At 64.9% G+C, this 15,992-nt stretch carries 20 protein-coding genes and 1 other RNA gene; 17 read left to right on the top strand and 4 right to left on the bottom strand.

The window, feature by feature from the left end:
- The first annotated feature begins 18 nt into the window (after nt 1-18).
- Together ssrS and shn_RS15105 are read left to right on the top strand one after the other, a co-directional pair.
- A non-coding RNA gene (gene ssrS / locus shn_RS15110) (6S RNA) lies at nt 19-177 on the top strand.
- Nucleotides 178-462: 285 nt separating this feature from the next.
- The gene (locus shn_RS15105) at nt 463-1,389 is read left to right on the top strand and encodes an IS110 family transposase (RefSeq protein ID WP_064329635.1); all 927 of its coding nucleotides are present in this window, start codon (nt 463-465) and stop codon (nt 1,387-1,389) included.
- Between the two features lie 135 nt (nt 1,390-1,524).
- Here shn_RS15105 and tal read toward each other — a convergent pair whose 3' ends face one another.
- Nucleotides 1,525-2,487, bottom strand: a complete 963-nt coding sequence (tal, locus tag shn_RS15100) for a transaldolase (protein WP_064331131.1) — start codon at nt 2,485-2,487, stop codon at nt 1,525-1,527.
- A gap of 290 nt (nt 2,488-2,777) precedes the next feature.
- On the opposite strand from tal, the gene shn_RS15095 reads away from it, so the two are divergent.
- Nucleotides 2,778-3,764: a sugar-binding transcriptional regulator gene (locus shn_RS15095; protein WP_064331130.1), complete on the top strand. Its 987-nt coding sequence runs from the start codon at nt 2,778-2,780 to the stop codon at nt 3,762-3,764.
- A 4-nt stretch (nt 3,765-3,768) separates the two neighbouring features.
- Here shn_RS15095 and shn_RS15090 read toward each other — a convergent pair whose 3' ends face one another.
- A complete protein-coding gene (locus shn_RS15090) occupies nt 3,769-3,990 on the bottom strand; it encodes a hypothetical protein (protein WP_064331129.1) in 222 nt (73 codons plus the stop codon).
- Nucleotides 3,991-4,211: 221 nt separating this feature from the next.
- Between shn_RS15090 and shn_RS36810 the strand changes: the two genes are divergently transcribed.
- Nucleotides 4,212-4,796: a 5-formyltetrahydrofolate cyclo-ligase gene (locus shn_RS36810; RefSeq protein WP_064331128.1), complete on the top strand. Its 585-nt coding sequence runs from the start codon at nt 4,212-4,214 to the stop codon at nt 4,794-4,796.
- A gap of 9 nt (nt 4,797-4,805) precedes the next feature.
- Nucleotides 4,806-5,630 carry a YmdB family metallophosphoesterase gene (locus shn_RS36805; protein ID WP_064331127.1) on the top strand — a complete coding sequence of 275 codons (825 nt, stop codon included), beginning with the start codon at nt 4,806-4,808 and terminating at the stop codon, nt 5,628-5,630.
- 2 nt (nt 5,631-5,632) lie between these two features.
- Here the strand turns inward: shn_RS36805 and shn_RS15075 are convergent, their stop codons facing one another.
- Entirely contained in the window at nt 5,633-6,169 is a 537-nt protein-coding gene (locus shn_RS15075; RefSeq protein WP_064331126.1) for a pyridoxamine 5'-phosphate oxidase family protein, read from the bottom strand.
- A gap of 166 nt (nt 6,170-6,335) precedes the next feature.
- Here shn_RS15075 and shn_RS15070 point away from each other — a divergent pair, with 166 nt between their 5' ends.
- The 3 genes from shn_RS15070 to shn_RS15060 all read left to right on the top strand — a co-directional run bounded on the left by shn_RS15070 (nt 6,336) and on the right by shn_RS15060 (nt 8,595).
- Nucleotides 6,336-7,166: an MBL fold metallo-hydrolase gene (locus shn_RS15070; protein ID WP_064331125.1), complete on the top strand. Its 831-nt coding sequence runs from the start codon at nt 6,336-6,338 to the stop codon at nt 7,164-7,166.
- Nucleotides 7,167-7,182: 16 nt separating this feature from the next.
- Complete coding sequence (locus shn_RS15065) at nt 7,183-7,677, top strand: hypothetical protein (RefSeq protein ID WP_245337307.1); 495 nt, start codon at nt 7,183-7,185, stop codon at nt 7,675-7,677.
- Nucleotides 7,678-7,848: 171 nt separating this feature from the next.
- The gene (locus shn_RS15060) at nt 7,849-8,595 is read left to right on the top strand and encodes a YebC/PmpR family DNA-binding transcriptional regulator (RefSeq protein WP_064331124.1); all 747 of its coding nucleotides are present in this window, start codon (nt 7,849-7,851) and stop codon (nt 8,593-8,595) included.
- Between the two features lie 161 nt (nt 8,596-8,756).
- Here the strand turns inward: shn_RS15060 and shn_RS15055 are convergent, their stop codons facing one another.
- Complete coding sequence (locus tag shn_RS15055; protein WP_064332634.1) at nt 8,757-9,752, bottom strand: LLM class flavin-dependent oxidoreductase; 996 nt, start codon at nt 9,750-9,752, stop codon at nt 8,757-8,759.
- A 171-nt stretch (nt 9,753-9,923) separates the two neighbouring features.
- Between shn_RS15055 and ruvC the strand changes: the two genes are divergently transcribed.
- The 9 genes from ruvC (at nt 9,924) to shn_RS15010 (ending at nt 15,979) form a co-directional block, all read left to right on the top strand.
- The gene (gene ruvC, locus shn_RS15050; RefSeq protein ID WP_064331123.1) at nt 9,924-10,436 is read left to right on the top strand and encodes a crossover junction endodeoxyribonuclease RuvC; all 513 of its coding nucleotides are present in this window, start codon (nt 9,924-9,926) and stop codon (nt 10,434-10,436) included.
- Nucleotides 10,437-10,491: 55 nt separating this feature from the next.
- Nucleotides 10,492-10,752: an AbrB/MazE/SpoVT family DNA-binding domain-containing protein gene (locus tag shn_RS15045; RefSeq protein ID WP_064331122.1), complete on the top strand. Its 261-nt coding sequence runs from the start codon at nt 10,492-10,494 to the stop codon at nt 10,750-10,752.
- Nucleotides 10,733-11,149 carry a type II toxin-antitoxin system VapC family toxin gene (locus shn_RS15040; protein ID WP_064331121.1) on the top strand — a complete coding sequence of 139 codons (417 nt, stop codon included), beginning with the start codon at nt 10,733-10,735 and terminating at the stop codon, nt 11,147-11,149. Before shn_RS15045 ends, shn_RS15040 begins: the two co-directional genes overlap by 20 nt.
- Before the next feature lie 11 nt (nt 11,150-11,160).
- The gene (gene ruvA / locus shn_RS15035) at nt 11,161-11,778 is read left to right on the top strand and encodes a Holliday junction branch migration protein RuvA (protein WP_064331120.1); all 618 of its coding nucleotides are present in this window, start codon (nt 11,161-11,163) and stop codon (nt 11,776-11,778) included.
- A gap of 40 nt (nt 11,779-11,818) precedes the next feature.
- Nucleotides 11,819-12,859, top strand: a complete 1,041-nt coding sequence (gene ruvB, locus shn_RS15030) for a Holliday junction branch migration DNA helicase RuvB (RefSeq protein WP_064331119.1) — start codon at nt 11,819-11,821, stop codon at nt 12,857-12,859.
- 9 nt (nt 12,860-12,868) lie between these two features.
- The gene (gene ybgC, locus shn_RS15025) at nt 12,869-13,345 is read left to right on the top strand and encodes a tol-pal system-associated acyl-CoA thioesterase (RefSeq protein ID WP_064331118.1); all 477 of its coding nucleotides are present in this window, start codon (nt 12,869-12,871) and stop codon (nt 13,343-13,345) included.
- A gap of 311 nt (nt 13,346-13,656) precedes the next feature.
- The gene (gene tolQ, locus shn_RS15020) at nt 13,657-14,373 is read left to right on the top strand and encodes a protein TolQ (protein WP_064331117.1); all 717 of its coding nucleotides are present in this window, start codon (nt 13,657-13,659) and stop codon (nt 14,371-14,373) included.
- 31 nt (nt 14,374-14,404) lie between these two features.
- Entirely contained in the window at nt 14,405-14,857 is a 453-nt protein-coding gene (tolR, locus tag shn_RS15015; protein ID WP_064331116.1) for a protein TolR, read from the top strand.
- Nucleotides 14,858-14,866: 9 nt separating this feature from the next.
- Entirely contained in the window at nt 14,867-15,979 is a 1,113-nt protein-coding gene (locus shn_RS15010) for a cell envelope integrity protein TolA (RefSeq protein WP_064331115.1), read from the top strand.
- Nucleotides 15,980-15,992: the final 13 nt, after the last annotated feature.

Genomic DNA, 15,992 nt, shown 5'->3' with positions numbered 1-15,992 from the left:
TTGCGCCTATATATCGGATGCGATCTGCGCTTCCCGACAGGAACCACAATCCCTGGGGCCATACTCGATCCAAAGGGAGCTGTCCCTGACCCGGCCCGTGGGCTTGGTCACACGGTGCCCACCTACGTTTGTAGGCACCCAGGATCGTAACTCTCCATCGGTCGTCGCGGATCGTACTTTCTTGAAATCATTTGCCAAACGAAAAAGCCGCCCTCTGGGCGGCCTTCGTGTTTTCCGTTTGCTCCTTGTCTCCTCCCTCTCTTTGGTCATCCTCGGGCTTGACCCGAGGATCCTGTGTGTTTGCACTGATGTAAGATGGTTGCGGGAAGGAGGCCGAGAGGATCCAGGCCGCCGTTTGTGACGGCAGGCCGCGACGTGGCTTGGTCCCTTCCCGCTTCGCCCATCAACCTGAACAGTTGCACGGGGCTGTCGCCACAGACCCCGCACACAGGAGCAGGCGCCATGACGATACACCATACCTTCATCGGCTGCGACATCGGCAAGGACATGATCGACATCTTCGATCCGCGAACGGCCAGGTTCTGCCGCATCCCCAATGACGAAGCGGCGCTGTCGACCTTCGCGCACCGTCTCGACCCGGCCACCGACCTGGTCGTCTTCGAGGCGACAGGCCATTGCGACCGGCTGTTGCGCCTGTGTCTTTCGCAGGCCGGCATCGCCTTTGCCCGCGTCAACCCGAAGACGGCCCGGCGCTTTGCCGAAGCGCGGGGACGGCTGGCCAAGACCGATCGCATCGATGCCCGCTCGCTTTGCGAGATGGGCAGCATGTTCGGCCTGACGGCCGAGGCGCCGCCTTGCCCGGTCCGCGAGCGGCTGGCGGCCCTTGCCCGCCGCCGGGATCAGCTCGTCGATGCCCGCGCAACCGAGCGCAGGCACCTTTGCGATGCCTTCGATCCCGCCATCCGCGCCGACATCGAGACCATGATCGCCATCCTCGGCGAGAAGATCGCCTCGATCCAGGCCGAGATCGACGACCACATGAAGAGCCAGGCCCTCACCGAACACGCCCATCGCCTCACCTCCGCCCCCGGCGTCGGCAAGGTGACGGCCTTGACCCTGCTGGCCCATATGCCCGAACTCGGCGCCCTCTCGCCCAAGGCGGCGGCAAGCCTTGCGGGCCTTGCTCCCTTCAATGACGATTCCGGCAAGAGATCTGGCCGACGCCGTATCAAGGGCGGCCGGCCACGCGTGCGAAAGGCCCTCTATATGGCGGCCCTCGGCGCCATCAAGGCCTCCGCGCGCCTGCGTGCCTTCCATCAAGCCGTCTCGGCCAGAACAGGATCGGCAAAGGCCGGCATCATCGCCGTCGCAAGGAAGCTCCTCACAATCCTAAATGCAATGCAGCGTGACAAAACTCACTTCGCATGAACACAGTTGCCACGCGGCACCTGCGGCTGTGGATGGTCGGGTCAAGCCCGACCATGACGGAGGAGAGGTATGGCGAGGAGGAGAGGGCAGAGCAGAGAAACAGAGAGCTTCTCCGCGCTTCCCCCGCTGCAAGCCTTACGCCGCCGCCTTCAGTTCCTTGTCGATCATGGCGCGGAGGCTCCCGAGGTCCTTGGCGAAGGCGCGGATGCCTTCGGAGAGCTTTTCGGTGGCCATGGCGTCTTCGTTCAGCATCCAGCGGAAGGCCTTTTCGTCGATCTTGACCGGCGAAACCCTGGCGACCTTTTCCGGCGAGAGCTTGCGCTCCAGCGTGCCTTCGGCGGCATCGAGCTCTTCGAGCAGCGCCGGGCTGATCGTCAGGCGGTCGCAGCCGGCAAGGGCTTCGATCTCGCCGGTGTTGCGGAAGGAGGCGCCCATGACGATCGTGTCGATGCCGTTCGACTTGTAGTAGTCGTAGATGGCGCGAACGGAGAGCACGCCCGGATCCTCTTCTGCGGTGAAGGTCTTGCCGCTGGCCTTGACGTGCCAGTCGAGGATGCGGCCGACGAAGGGCGAGATGAGGAAGACGCCGGCATCGGCGCAGGCGATGGCCTGGGCCTTGTTGAAGAGCAGCGTCAGGTTGCAGTCGATGCCGTCCTTCTGGAGGACTTCCGCAGCGCGGATGCCTTCCCAGGTGGAGGCGAGCTTGATGAGGATGCGGTCGCGGGTGATGCCACGCGCCTCATAGGCCTTGATGATCTCGCGGCCCTTGGCGATGGAGGCTTCGGTGTCGAAGGAGAGGTCGGCGTCGACTTCGGTCGAGACGCGGCCGGGCACGAGTTCGGCAAGCGCGGCGCCGACAGAGATGGCGAGGCGGTCGGCCACGGCCGAGACGACGCCCTCGCGGTTGCCGCCCTGCGACTGGCCCCAGCGGATGGCTTCCGCGACGGTGTCGGAAAACATCGGCGTGCCGAGCGCCTTCAGGACGATCGTGGGGTTGGTGGTGCAATCGACCGGCTTCAGGCGGCGCACGGCTTCGATGTCGCCGGTGTCTGCCACGACGGTCGTCATCGCGCGGAGTTGTTCAAGCTTGGACGTCATATCCGATATCCCGAATGGTTGTTGCTGGGCCGCCGGGCGCTGGAACGCTCGGGCCCTCCTCCATGTTTCTCGTGAAAGCGCGCCCGGCAACTGTGCTTCCTGTTTCAGTCGCCGCGCGGGCTGGCACAACCAATCTGCCGACGAAGTGCCGCCAGCCGATATGAGGCGGACTATCATCGCTTCCGCGGGGAAAAGTCAAGCACTTTTGACCAATCTCTTGGACATATGTCGCATTTTTCGTTTCCTGTGTTATGGTGCGTCGGAACATTGCAGAGAAGAATGGAGGCGACGTGGCAAGGCTCCGGCGCGACACACATACGGCCTATTCGGAATCGGCGGCATTGCGCCTCCGGGCGGCCTGGCTCTACTACAACCAGGGCCTCACCCAGAAGGACGTGGCGGAGAAGATCGGCGTCAGCCGCACCACGGTCATCCGCATGCTGGACGAGGCGCTGAAGCGCTCCGAGGTGCAGATCTGGATCAACGAGGGTGTCGCCGATTGCGTCGAACTCGCCGTGCGGCTGGAGAAGGCCTATGGGCTCGACGAGGCCGTGGTGGTGCCGGCAGCCGACAGCGCCGAGGCGACCGCCAAGGGCGTGGGTCTCGCGCTCGGCCAGTTCCTCACCGAGGCGATCCCGGACGATTGCACGATCGGCGTCGGCTGGGGACGCACGCTCACCGCCTCGCTCGCCAGTTTCCGCCCGGCGCGGCGCGAGCGGGTGAAGGTCGTCTCTCTGCTCGGCGGCGTCGTCGAGGCGCACCATATCAACCCGATCGAGTACACCTGGCGGCTGGCGAGCCAGCTTGGGGCGGAGTGCTACCTGTTCCTGGCGCCGCTGCTCGTCGATTCGCGGGAGACCAAGCGCAGCCTCATCGAGAAATGCGGCCTGAAGACGCTGTTCGAACTGGCGGAGAACATGGATATCGCCGTCGTGAGCTGCGGCGACATCGGCCCGCGTTCCAGCTCGCTCTCGCGCGATTTCATCGCCCGCCACGAGCTGGAGGAGCTGATCGCGGCCGGCTGCGTCTGCGATACGATGTGCAATTTCCTCGATGCCGAGGGCCATACGATCGACCATCCGATCCGCCACCGGGTCATGTCCATCGATCTCGATACGGTGAAGAAAGCGCGCCACATCGTGCTCGTTTCGGGCGGGGCGCACCGAGCGCCGGCGATCCGCGCCACCATCCGGCGCGTCGGCTGCAACACGCTGATCACCGACGAGGGGGCGGCGCTCGCCATGCTGCGGCTGGCGGAGGCTTCCGCCGCCGCATAGGGCCCTAGATCAGCCTGAGGCGGGCCGCGCGGGTGATCGCGCCGGTGATGTTGCGGGCACCGAGCTTTTCGATCGCGCTGCATATGGCGTCCGTCACGCGCGTCATGGCGATGTCGGTTTCGAGCACGATATCGGCCGGCGTCCTGCCGTTGGCGGCAAGTTCAAGGCACCGCTTTTCGATCTCGGTCAGGGCGGGGAGGGGGGAAAGATCATTTTCCGAGGACATGGGCCCCGCTTAAACGCTGCAGCCTGCCGCCGAAAGCACAAGCTGTTTCAATGCTTAACGGGCCGGGGCGGCTTTTCGCCGCGCTGTCCCGATGTGGCACAGGTGGCTTTTCCCGCGGGCCGGCCGGTTTTCTGTGACCTCGCGCCGTCGCAACCAGGATGGGGGTTTGCCTTCCGGCACTGCTAGCTGGTAAGCCACGCGCAGCAAGGCTGGAGACGACAGTGACGCCCAAGGAACAGAAGGCGGCGATCCGCAACGAGCGGCTGGCGCTGCGCGACGCGATGGCGCCCGAGGCGCGCATCGAGGGCAGCCTCGCCATGGTGGAGCTTGCGGGCGACCGCATCGAATTTGCGCCCGGCACGGTGATTTCGGGCTTCTGGCCGATCCGTTCGGAGGCCGATATCCGCCCGCTGATGGCGCATCTTCGCACGCGCGGGGCGCGGCTCTGCCTTCCCGTCGTGCTCGACCGCGAGACGATCATCTTCCGCGAGATGGTCGCCGGTGCGCCGGTGATCAAGACCGGATTCGGCACGACCGGGCCGGGGCCGGAGGCGGCGGTGCTCGATCCCGATATCCTCCTCGTCCCGCTTTCGGCCTTCGACCGGGCAGGGCACCGCATCGGCTACGGCGCCGGCCACTATGACCGGGCGATCGATCGCCTCAAGGCAAAAGGCCGTGTGCCGAGACTGATCGGCATTGCTTTCGATTGCCAGGAAGTGGCATCAGTACCCGCGGAGCCGCACGACGTCGCGCTGGACGCGATCCTCACCGAGAGCGGCCTTCGTTTGTTCCAACAGGTTTCGTAAGGTTCTTCGATGCGTTTTCTCTTTCTCGGCGACATGGTGGGCAAGACCGGGCGGACCGCCGTCTGGCAGCGCCTGCCGGGGCTGATCAGCGATCTCAAGCTGGATTTCGTCGTCGTCAACGGGGAGAACGCGGCCGGCGGCTTCGGCATCACGGAAGACATCTTCCTTGAGACCATCAATGCCGGCGCCGACGTCGTGACGACCGGCAACCACGTCTGGGACCAGAAGGAGGCCGTGACCTTCGCCAGCCGGCACGACCAGTTCCTTCGCCCCGCCAACTATCCCGCCGGCACGCCCGGCCGCGGCGCCAACCTCTTCATCGCGCGGAACGGCGCACGCGTGCTCGTCGCCAACATCATGGGCCGGGTCTTCATGCATCCGGAACTCGACGACCCCTTCACCGCGGGCGAGTCGATCCTCGCCTCCTGCCCGCTCGGCGAGCAGGCCGACGCCGTGATCTTCGATTTCCACGCGGAGGCGACCAGCGAGAAGCAGTGCTTCGGCCATTTCGTCGATGGCCGCGCCAGCGTCGTCGTCGGCACGCACACCCATGTGCCGACCGCCGATTGCCAGATCCTCAACGGCGGCACCGGCTACATGTCGGATGCCGGCATGTGCGGCGACTACGATTCCTCCCTCGGCATGGAGAAGGAGGAGCCGCTCAACCGCTTCATCTCGAAAATGCCGAAGGGCCGCTTCGAGGCGGCCTCCGGGCCGGCGACGATCTGCGGCCTGGCGGTCGAGATCTCCGACCGCACCGGCCTTGCCGAAAAGATCGCGCCGCTTCGCCTCGGCCCGCGCCTTGCCGAAACGCTGCCGGATTTCTGGACCTGACGTCAGATCATGTGGCGCAGGTGATCGGCCGGGCCGTTTGAAAAATTGAGGTGCGCCTTCACGCCGACATCCGGTTCCTCGTCGGGGTTCAAGTTGGCCTTGGCGATCTCCCAGCCGAATTTCAGCTTGCTGCCCGTCGAGGCCCAGACTTCCGCGTCCTCGATTTCCAGCGCCAGCATGGTGAGCTTCGGGTCGTCCTTGCCATGGTCGAACCAGGCTTCGACGATGGAACTCCAGTATTCGTCGATCTTGATCGGGTCCTTGCGCACGGAGATGCGGCCCGCAAGGCAGGCATGGTAATCATGGTCCTTGCCGACCACGCAGAAATGGGCGCGTGCGCCCGGGGAAATGGCCTCGACGATCTCCGCATCGGTCTTGGTGAAGAACCAGATCGTTGCGGTCTGGCGGTCGAGCTGAGGGGCCATCGGCTGCATGTGCATGTGGCTTCCGTCGACGCCGAGCATACCGGCATGGATCCTGTCGATCTCGTCGAAAAGCTGCTCCTTCGGGTTTTCGCGTGCCTGGGTGAGGTTGGACATGGTTGCTCCTCGCAATCGTTGGATTGATGGACGGGGAACGTGAGGCGGCGGGCAAGGTTCCGCTCAACAAGCGCTCAACGGATTGTGATCAGCCCGCCCGCCGCACAATCTCGACCCGTCGGCGCCACGGGCGCATAGTCGCGCCGACCAATGAACGGAGCCGCCCATGCCGCATCTCCTGCTCATGATCCTTGCCGTCCTTGCGGTCTTTGCCGCTCCGCGGGCCTCGCTCGCGCAGGCCGAAACGCTGGTCAGCCAATGCCAGATGATCGCGCGCTCGCTTCCCGCCGTCACCTTCGCCAACGTTTCGGCAAGCGCCGCCTTGCGGGTCCAGGCGAAGGCGAACGAGGAGGTGCGCATCACCTATGTCGGCCACTCGACCTTCTTTATCGAGACGCCGGGCGGCGTGAAGATCGCGACGGACTATAACGGCTGGTACAAGCCGCCGGCGCTGCCGACCGTGGTGACGATGAACAAGGCCCATTCCAGCCACTACACGACGAACCCGGAGCCGGGCATCGAATATGTGCTGCATGGCTGGCAGGAGGGTTCGGAGACGGGCGCGGACCATGATGTCGTGGTGGGCGACACCTATATCCGCAACGTGCCGACCGATATCCGCGGCTGGGGCGGGGCGATGGAGCCGAACGGCAATTCCATCTTCATCTTCGAGGTGGCGGGCCTGTGCATCGGCCATCTCGGCCACCTGCATCATGAATTGACGGAGAAGCAATATGCCGAGATCGGCCGGCTCGACGTGTTGATGGTGCCGGTCGATGGTGGGCTCACCATGGGCGCGGAAAGCATGAGCCGCGTGGTGCAGCGCCTGCGCTCGGCGCTGATCCTGCCGATGCACCGCCGCGGGCCGCCGATCAGCCAGTTCCTCTCCATGTTCGGCAAGGGCTTCGATGCCGTGACCGACGACGATGCGACGGTCACCGTGTCGATCCGCAACTTGCCCAAGCGGCCGACGATTCATATTCTCTCCGGCGTCTGATGCCCCGGAGTTTTTCATGCGTTTCCTTCTTGCCGTGCCCGCCGTCCTGCTCTCCTGCGCCCTTGCCTTCGCAAGCAGCGCGCCGACGCCGGGCGGCCCCGGTGCGGAATCGGGCCAGCCGCGGGAGATCGTGACCCAGCCGGTGGAAAAGCTGCCCGCACGCGCCTTCGGCGTGGCGCAAAGTTTTGTCATGCCGTCCGGCAATATCGGCTGCATCTACATTCCCGAGGGCGGCACGGAGACCTACCAGCCGGCCGATGGCGGCCCGGAACTCTCCTGTGACCGGGTGGAGCCGAAATATGTGCGCGCGACGCTTGGGCGGAGCGGCAAGGCAGTGGTGCGCACCAATGTCGGCGACCAGGGATGCTGCGGCGGCGACAGGACCATCCCCTATGGAGAAACGTGGTCGGCCGGCCCCTTCACCTGCTATTCGGAGCGCACGGGGCTGACCTGCGAGCGCAATGACGGCCATTCCTTTCTTTTGAGCCGTGCCCGCCTGCGCGCCGACTGAACCCGGCCATCGCTTTGTTCGCCGGACTGCTGGACGTGCGGCGGCAATGAAATTATAAGGCGGCATTCCGAAAATCGGGGCGGCAGGGCGACGCTTCACCGCGGCGACACGCCCCGCACTGAGACCGGCGACCGACGAGAAGGGCGCCAAGCAAGATGAGACAGGGGTGCCATGGCTGGCCATTCACAGTTCAAGAATATCATGCACCGCAAGGGTCGGCAGGACGCCGTGCGGTCGAAAATGTTCTCCAAGCTCGCCCGTGAAATCACGGTTGCGGCAAAGACGGGCATGGCCGATCCGGCGATGAACCCGCGTCTGCGCCTGGCGATCCAGAACGCCAAGGCGCAGTCCATGCCGAAGGACAACATCGAACGGGCCATCAAGAAGGCGTCCGGCGGCGATGCGGAGAACTATGAGGAAGTGCGCTACGAGGGCTACGGCCCGGGCGGCGTCGCCGTCATCGTCGAGGCGCTGACCGACAACCGCAACCGCACCGCCTCCTCCGTCCGTTCGACCTTCTCCAAGGCCGGCGGCGCGCTCGGCGAAACCGGTTCGGTCTCCTTCTCCTTCGACCGCGTCGGCGAGATCACCTACAAGCTGTCGGCCGGTGACGCGGACACCGTCATGGAAGCCGCCATCGAGGCCGGCGCCGAGGATGTGACGACCGACGAGGACGGCCACACGATCATCTGCGGCTTCGAGGATATCGGCGAGGTCTCCAAGGCGCTGGAAGACAAGCTCGGCGAAGCCGAGACCGTCAAGGCGATCTGGAAGGCGCAGAACACCGTGCCGGTCGACGAGGAGAAGGCGCAGTCGCTGATGAAGCTCATCGACACGCTGGAAGACGACGACGACGTGCAGAACGTCTATTCAAACTTCGAAGTCTCCGACGAAGTGATGGCCAAGCTTTCGGCTTGATCGGTCCGCCTGTCCTCTCCGTCATCCTCGGGCTTGCCCCGAGGATCCACTGCCGCGGATACGGCATGGATGGTCGGGTCAAGCCCGACCATGACGACGGGGGAGGCTGGAGAGAACGAACACCATTCAGGAAAGCCGAGGCTGGAAGGTCTCGGCTTTTTTCATGCCGCCAGCGCGTCTCGCGCCTCGGCGAAAAGCCGCACCGATTTCAGCCGGGCCTCCATGTCGTAGACCGGCATCGACACGATCAGCTCGTCCGCCCTGGTCAGCGCCAGGAAATCGGCGATGCGGCGTCGGATCTTTTCCGGTCCGCCGACGACGGCATATTGCAGGGTATGCTCGACATTGATGCGCTCGTTCTCGCTCCAGTGAGGATCCATGTCGTCGACCGGCGCCGGGAAGGCGCCGGGCGTGCCGCGGCGCAGGCGCACGAAGGATTGCTGCATCGAGGTGAAGAGATAATTGGCCTCCGCGTCCGTATCGGCGGCCGCGCCCATCACGCCGACCATGACATGCGGCTTGTCGAGGTACTGCGAGGGCTCGAAGCGGTCGCGGTAGATTTCAAGCGCCGTCAGCAGCATGTCCGGCGCGAAATGCGAGGCGAAGGCGAAGGGCAGGCCCAGCATGCCGGCGAGATGCGCCGAATAATGGCTGGAGCCGAGCAGCCAGACCGGCACGTTGCTGCCCGCGCCGGGAATGGCGACGACCTTCTGCTCGGGGCTTGCCGGCCCCATCATCTGCATCAGCTCGACGACGTCCTGCGGGAAGTTGTTGGCGGCGCTGTCGAGATTGCGGCGGAGCGCCTGGGCGGTGCGCATGTCGGTGCCGGGCGCGCGGCCGAGGCCGAGATCGATGCGATTCGGAAAGAGCGCGGCGAGCGTGCCGAACTGCTCGGCGATGACCAGCGGTGAATGGTTCGGCAGCATGATGCCGCCCGAGCCGACGCGGATCCTTTCCGTGCCCGCGGCCACATGCTGGATGACCAGCGAGGTGGCGGCGCTGGCAATGCCGCGCATGCCGTGGTGCTCGGCAAGCCAGAAGCGCTTGTAGCCGTGCGCTTCGGCTTCCTGCGCGAGGCGCCGGGAGTTTTCGAGCGACTGGGCGACGGTGCCGCCTTCGATGATCGGGGAAAGATCGAGGATGGAAAAGGGCACCATGGCCGCGGCCTCTTTGTAAGCGGATTTGATTGTGCTCCCATGTAGGTTCAGCTTCGTGAAATCCAAGCGACGGCCGGAGGGTTTTCATGGCGCCGGATGGAATTGTCGGTCTGTTTTTGTTTCGTTCACATTTCGCTGGCAGGGTCCGCCCCAGGAGATTAGGGTTTCGCCATGCAGGAAACGATTCGCATCATCGGCATCGATCCGGGGCTTCGCCGCACCGGCTGGGGCATCATCGAGACGCTCGGCAATTCACTGCGCTTCGTTGCGTCCGGCACCGTCATCTCCGATGGCGACATGGACCTCGCCTCCCGCCTCTGCCAGCTTCATGACGGCCTTTCCGAGGTCGTGCACAGCCATCAGCCGCATGAGGCTGCCGTGGAGCAGACCTTCGTCAACAAGGATGCGACGGCGACCCTGAAGCTCGGCCAGGCGCGCGGCATCGCCATGCTGGTGCCGGCGCGCGCGGGCCTGCGCGTGGCGGAATATGCGCCGAACGCGGTGAAGAAGGCCGTCATCGGCGTCGGGCATGGCGAAAAGCAGCAGATCCACATGATGCTGAAGGTGCTGATGCCCAAGGCCACCTTCACCGGCAACGACGCCGCCGACGCGCTCGCCATCGCCATCTGCCATGCCCACAACCGCCAGGGCCTCTCCGGCCGCCTCGCCAAGCTCGCGGGCTGATTTGTTCTTGACTTGTTCCGGTCTGGCCGTTAAGTAATACCTTGGAGGTATTACCATGCGCGTGACGGAAAAAGGCCAGGTGACGATCCCCAAACCCATCCGCGACCGGCTCGCCATCGAGCCTGGCTCGGAAGTGGATTTCGTCGTGTCGGATGAAGGTGTGATGCTCGTCAAGGTCGGCGACGGCAAACCCGGCTTTGATGATTTCGAAGCCTGGGCGGCCAGTGTCCAAGGGACGTGGGATTTGGACGGCATGACGCCGGACGAATATTTCGAATGGCTGCGGGGACCGCGTGATGACCTCGACCGTCGTTGATACGAATATCCTCATCGACATGCTCGGCCCGGATCGGCCACAGCGGAACTGGTCCTTCAACGCGCTGAAGCGATGCTTGGAAGAGGGGGAACTGGTCCTCAATCCCATCGCCTGGTCGGAGCTTGCGACCTCGCCGCTCAGCGAACTGGAACTCAACCTTGCCTTCGGCTGGCTGCGCATGCGGCGCGAACCTCTGTCCTACGAAGCCGCCTTCGCCGCCGGCAAGGCGCATTATGCCTATCGCCGGGCTGGCGGGTTGCGCGAGCGCACGCTTCCCGATTTCCTGGTCGGCGCGCAGGCGGAAGCGCGGGGCCACCGCCTGCTCACCCGCGATGCCGCGCGCTATCGCAGCTATTTCCCCGCGCTCGACATCATCTCCCCCGAAACCCATCCCTGACGGATTTTCTCATGATCGGCAAACTCAAGGGCACAATCGACGAGATCGGCGAGGACCATGTGGTCGTCGACGTGCACGGCGTCGGCTACGTCGCCTTCTGCTCGGCGCGCACGCTCGGCAAGCTCGGTTCGAGCGGCGAGGCGGCGGTGCTGTTCATCGAGACCTATGTACGGGAGGACCAGTTCAGGCTGTTCGGCTTCCTGACGGCGCTGGAGCGGGAATGGTTCCGGCTGCTGCAGAGCGTGCAGGGCGTGGGCTCCAAGGTGGCGCTGGCCGTCCTCTCGACCCTGACGCCAGGGGAACTCGCCAACGCCATCGCGCTGCAGGACAAGACGGCGGTGTCGCGCGCGCCGGGCGTCGGGCCGAAGGTGGCGGTGCGCATCATCACGGAACTGCGCAACAAGGCGCCGGCCTTCGCGGGGGAGGCGTCCGCCTCGATCGGGCTCAAGCAGGAGCTCGGCGAGGGCGTCGCCTCCGCGCCGGTTTCCGATGCCGTCTCGGCGCTGACCAATCTCGGCTATTCGCGCGACCAAGCCGCCAATGCGGTCGCGGCGGCGCTGAAGAATGGCGGGGAGGGGGCTGACAGCGCCAAGCTCATCCGCCTCGGCCTCAAGGAATTGTCGCGGTGATGCGGTTGCCTTCCTTGGCCGACAATGGGATTAGGCGCTCATGAGCGACGAGAACAGACTGCTTTCGCCGGAAAAGCGCGGCGAGGACATCGATACCGCCTTGCGGCCGCAGACGCTGGACGATTTCACCGGCCAGGCGGAGGCGCGCGCGAACCTCAAGATCTTCATCGAGGCGGCGAAGAACCGCGGCGAGGCGCTCGACCATGTGCTCTTCGTCGGACCGCCCGGCCTCGGCAAGACGACGCTGGCGCAGATCATGGCGAAGGAACTCGGCGTCAATTTCCGCTCGACCTCCGGTCCCGTCATCGCGAAGGCCGGCGACCTTGCGGCGCTGCTGACCAATCTCGAAGAGCGCGACGTGCTCTTCATCGACGAGATCCATCGCCTCAACCCGGCCGTCGAGGAAATCCTCTATCCGGCCATGGAGGATTTCCAGCTCGACCTCATCATCGGCGAAGGCCCGGCTGCCCGCTCGGTGAAGATCGACCTGTCGAAATTCACCCTCGTCGCCGCCACCACGCGCCTCGGCCTCCTCACCACGCCGCTGCGCGACCGTTTCGGCATTCCGGTGCGGCTCAATTTCTATACCGTGGAGGAGCTGGAACTGATCGTGCGCCGCGGTGCAAGGCTGATGGGGCTCGGCATGACGGACGAGGGCGCACGCGAGATCGCGCGGCGCGCGCGCGGCACGCCGCGCATCGCCGGGCGGTTGCTTCGCCGCGTGCGCGACTTCGCCGAAGTGGCGCGGGCGGAGGCGGTGACGCAAAAGATCGCCGACGAGGCGCTGACGCGGCTGCTCGTCGACAATATGGGCCTCGACCAGCTCGACCGGCGCTATCTTTCGATGATCGCCCACAATTTCGGCGGCGGACCGGTCGGCATCGAGACCATTGCGGCGGGGCTTTCCGAGCCGCGCGATGCGATCGAGGACATCATCGAGCCCTACATGATCCAGCAGGGTTTCATCCAGCGCACGCCGCGCGGCCGTGTCCTGACGGTGAACGCCTGGAAGCACCTCGGGCTGACGCCGCCGAAGGATCTCGAGGCGACCCAGTTCCGGCTTTTTTCCGAAGACGACTGAGCTGTGCCGATGAGCGAAACGAACCATCATCTTTCCGGCGAACTGACCAATGCGGGCCACCGGCTCGTGCAGCGGGTCTATTACGAGGACACGGACTTTTCCGGCGTCGTCTATCACGCCCGCTACCTGCATTTCCTGGAGCGCGGGCGCACGGACTACCTGCGCCTGCTCGGCGTCGAGCAGGGCAGCCTCGTTCTGGAAGAGGATCGCGAAGGGCTGGTCTTCGTCGTGCATCGCATGGAGATCGACTTCAAGTCGCCGGCGCGCATGGACGATGTCCTGACGATCCTCACCGCCACGGAAAAGGCCGGCGGGGCGAAGATGATCCTCAACCAGGAGATCCGCCGCGGCGAGCAACTGCTGATCGCCGCGCGCGTCATCATCGCCGTCATCAATGCGTCCGGTCGCCCGCGGCGGCTGCCGGAGGGTCTTGCGGCGCGGTTCCTTGCCAAAGCGCAGGAAGCGACCGGCTTACATAAGCAGTAACACTCCCTTAACCATAATGATGTCTTACTCGCTTCACGAGGATGATTTTGTGCGCTGCACGTCATCCTTTAACCAAAATTGCCGTCAAGAAGGCAGGTTGTAAGCGTTTGACCGGCATGGCGGCCGGCGGCATCAACCGGACATTCTTGACGGACATGCGGAGCGGGTGCGGAGTAAATCCTTCCGAGCGACGCCTTGTTTGTGAATGCCGATGCGAGATCCACCTCCCAGGAGACCGCGACGGCGTGAATGTTACCCGGTTCGAGCCGCAAAGGCCCGTGCCGGGTGTTTGGATTCGGGGACATAGGTCTATGGAACAAGTGGGTTTGGAAGCGGCGCATAGTGTGACCCTTTGGGGTCTCTTCATGCAGGCCGGGTTCGTCGTGAAGCTGGTCATGCTCGGCCTCATCGCCGCGTCCGTGTGGACCTGGGCCATCGTCGTCGACAAGACGGTGAGCTACGGCAAGGCCCGCCGGCAACTCGACAGTTTCGAGCAGGTCTTCTGGTCGGGCCAGTCGCTGGAGGAGCTCTATCGCACGCTCTCCGATCGCCAGACCTCGGGCATGAGTGCCATCTTCGTGGCGGCGATGCGCGAATGGAAGAAGAGTTTCGAGCGCGGCGCGCGCTCGCCGATCGGCTTGCAGATGCGTATCGACCGGGCGATGGACGTGACGCTGTCGCGCGAATCCGAGACGCTTGAAGCGCGGCTCGGCTCGCTCGCCACCATCGGCTCCTCAGCGCCCTTCGTCGGCCTGTTCGGCACGGTCGTCGGCATCATGACCTCGTTCCAGGCGATCGCCGGCTCCAAGCAGACGAGCCTTGCGGTCGTCGCGCCCGGCATCGCCGAAGCGCTGCTTGCCACGGCCATCGGCCTGCTTGCCGCAATTCCGGCGGTTATTGCCTACAACAAGTTCTCTGCCGATGCCGGCAAGCTGACGGCGCGCATGGAAGGGTTCGCGGACGAGTTCTCCGCCATCCTCTCGCGCCAGATCGACGAGAAGCTGCAGCCGCGCGCCGCGGCGCAGTGACCGGCCGCAAGAAGTAGACGGAGACGACCCAATGGGCATGTCAGTCGGTGCAAAGAATTCGGGCGGTGGCCGCCGCCGCCGGGGCGGGGGCAGGAAGGCCCCGATGAGCGAGATCAACGTGACGCCGTTCGTCGACGTCATGCTCGTGCTGCTCATCATCTTCATGGTGGCCGCGCCCCTGATGACGGTCGGCGTGCCGCTCGACCTGCCGAAGACGCAGGCGAAGGCCCTTAACGCCGACACCCAGCCGATCACCGTTTCCGTCAAGGCGGACGGCCAGGTCTACCTGCAGGAAACGCCGATCCCGATCGACGAGATCGCCGCAAAGCTCCAGGCCGTCGCGACGACGGGGTATACCGAGCGCGTCTTCGTGCGCGGCGACGGCACGGCGCCCTACGGCGTCATCGCCGACGTCATGTCGCGCATCCAGGCGGGCGGGTTCACCAATATCGGCCTCGTCACCGAGCAGAAACCGGACAGGTGATCGCACGCCATGAAGGGCAGCCTCGCCACATCCGCCGTCATCCACTCCCTGGTCCTCACCTGGGCGCTGGTTTCGCTCGGCAGTCCTGAAAGCTTCGACGTCGCCAATGTCGAGGCCTTGCCGGTCGATATCGTGTCGATCGAGGAACTGACGCAGATCCAGCAGGGCGACAAGAAAGCCGAAATGAAGGAAAAGGCGGCGCCTGTTCCGACCAAGAAACAGACGCCGGTCGAGAATGCGGAAAACGCCGGCGAAAACGACGTCGACCTGAAGAACCTGCCGACGCCGGAGGAAAAGCCGCGCGATATCGAGACCGCCGCCGCACCGGAAAAGGCCGAGAAGGTCGTGCAGACGCCGGATACCAAGCCCGTCGAAGAGGTGAAGCAGGAAGAGCCTGCCAGCGAACCCTCGACCGAGGTCGCCGCGCTTCCCGAGACCAGGCAGGAGGTCAAGCCGGACCCGAAGCCCGAGGCGACGCCTTCGGAGGAAAAGCCCGCCGAGGTCGAGGACGCCGAGGCGCTGCCGGACAGGATCCCGCTTCCCGAGATGAAGCCGAAGGTCGAGACGAAGAAGACGGAAACCGCCGAAAAGCCGGCCGAGAAGAAGGTCGAGACGGCGAAGGCCGAGACCGCCAAGACGCCGGACCGCAAGAAGGACCAGAAGAAGAAGCAGGAAAAGGCGAGCTCGCTGAACGACAGCGACTTCAACGCCGACGAGATCTCCGCGCTTCTCAACAAGGAAAAGGCGGCCGGCGGCGGCGCGAAGCGCTCGCAGGAACAGGCCGCGCTCGGCGGCAAGAAGACGACGAGCGGCACCAAGCTGTCCTTGAGCGAGATGGACGCGCTGCGCGGCCAGATCCAGAACAACTGGTCGATCATCCCCGGCCTTGCCGATGCCGCCGACGTGCGCATCAAGGTCACGATGCAGCTCGACCAGAACGGCGACATCATCGGCGAGCCGGAAGTGGTGGCGACGGGCGGTTCGGACACCGCGCGCCGTGCGCTTGCCGGCGGTGCCCGCCGCGCCATCATGAAATCGCGGCCCTTCAAGGGCCTGCCGCCGGAAAAATATGACGCCTGGAGCGAAGTCGTCGTGAACTTCGACCCCAGCCAGATGATGTAAGAACTAGGAAGGC

Source organism: Shinella sp. HZN7, assembly GCF_001652565.1.
GTDB classification, from domain to species: Bacteria; Pseudomonadota; Alphaproteobacteria; order Rhizobiales; family Rhizobiaceae; genus Shinella; species Shinella granuli.
The sequence above is the reverse complement of the archived record's forward strand: the minus strand, read 5'-3'. Positions and strand labels throughout refer to the sequence as shown.

Coding starts and splice junctions, on each gene's coding strand:
- shn_RS15105 (WP_064329635.1), top strand. CDS start 463: ATGACGATACACCATACCTTCATCGGCTGCGACATCGGCAAGGACATG.
- tal (WP_064331131.1), bottom strand. CDS start 2,487: ATGACGTCCAAGCTTGAACAACTCCGCGCGATGACGACCGTCGTGGCA.
- shn_RS15090 (WP_064331129.1), bottom strand. CDS start 3,990: ATGTCCTCGGAAAATGATCTTTCCCCCCTCCCCGCCCTGACCGAGATC.
- shn_RS36805 (WP_064331127.1), top strand. CDS start 4,806: ATGCGTTTTCTCTTTCTCGGCGACATGGTGGGCAAGACCGGGCGGACC.
- shn_RS15075 (WP_064331126.1), bottom strand. CDS start 6,169: ATGTCCAACCTCACCCAGGCACGCGAAAACCCGAAGGAGCAGCTTTTC.
- shn_RS15070 (WP_064331125.1), top strand. CDS start 6,336: ATGCCGCATCTCCTGCTCATGATCCTTGCCGTCCTTGCGGTCTTTGCC.
- shn_RS15065 (WP_245337307.1), top strand. CDS start 7,183: ATGCGTTTCCTTCTTGCCGTGCCCGCCGTCCTGCTCTCCTGCGCCCTT.
- shn_RS15060 (WP_064331124.1), top strand. CDS start 7,849: ATGGCTGGCCATTCACAGTTCAAGAATATCATGCACCGCAAGGGTCGG.
- shn_RS15055 (WP_064332634.1), bottom strand. CDS start 9,752: ATGGTGCCCTTTTCCATCCTCGATCTTTCCCCGATCATCGAAGGCGGC.
- ruvC (WP_064331123.1), top strand. CDS start 9,924: ATGCAGGAAACGATTCGCATCATCGGCATCGATCCGGGGCTTCGCCGC.
- shn_RS15045 (WP_064331122.1), top strand. CDS start 10,492: ATGCGCGTGACGGAAAAAGGCCAGGTGACGATCCCCAAACCCATCCGC.
- shn_RS15040 (WP_064331121.1), top strand. CDS start 10,733: ATGACCTCGACCGTCGTTGATACGAATATCCTCATCGACATGCTCGGC.
- ruvA (WP_064331120.1), top strand. CDS start 11,161: ATGATCGGCAAACTCAAGGGCACAATCGACGAGATCGGCGAGGACCAT.
- ruvB (WP_064331119.1), top strand. CDS start 11,819: ATGAGCGACGAGAACAGACTGCTTTCGCCGGAAAAGCGCGGCGAGGAC.
- ybgC (WP_064331118.1), top strand. CDS start 12,869: ATGAGCGAAACGAACCATCATCTTTCCGGCGAACTGACCAATGCGGGC.
- tolQ (WP_064331117.1), top strand. CDS start 13,657: ATGGAACAAGTGGGTTTGGAAGCGGCGCATAGTGTGACCCTTTGGGGT.
- tolR (WP_064331116.1), top strand. CDS start 14,405: ATGGGCATGTCAGTCGGTGCAAAGAATTCGGGCGGTGGCCGCCGCCGC.
- shn_RS15010 (WP_064331115.1), top strand. CDS start 14,867: ATGAAGGGCAGCCTCGCCACATCCGCCGTCATCCACTCCCTGGTCCTC.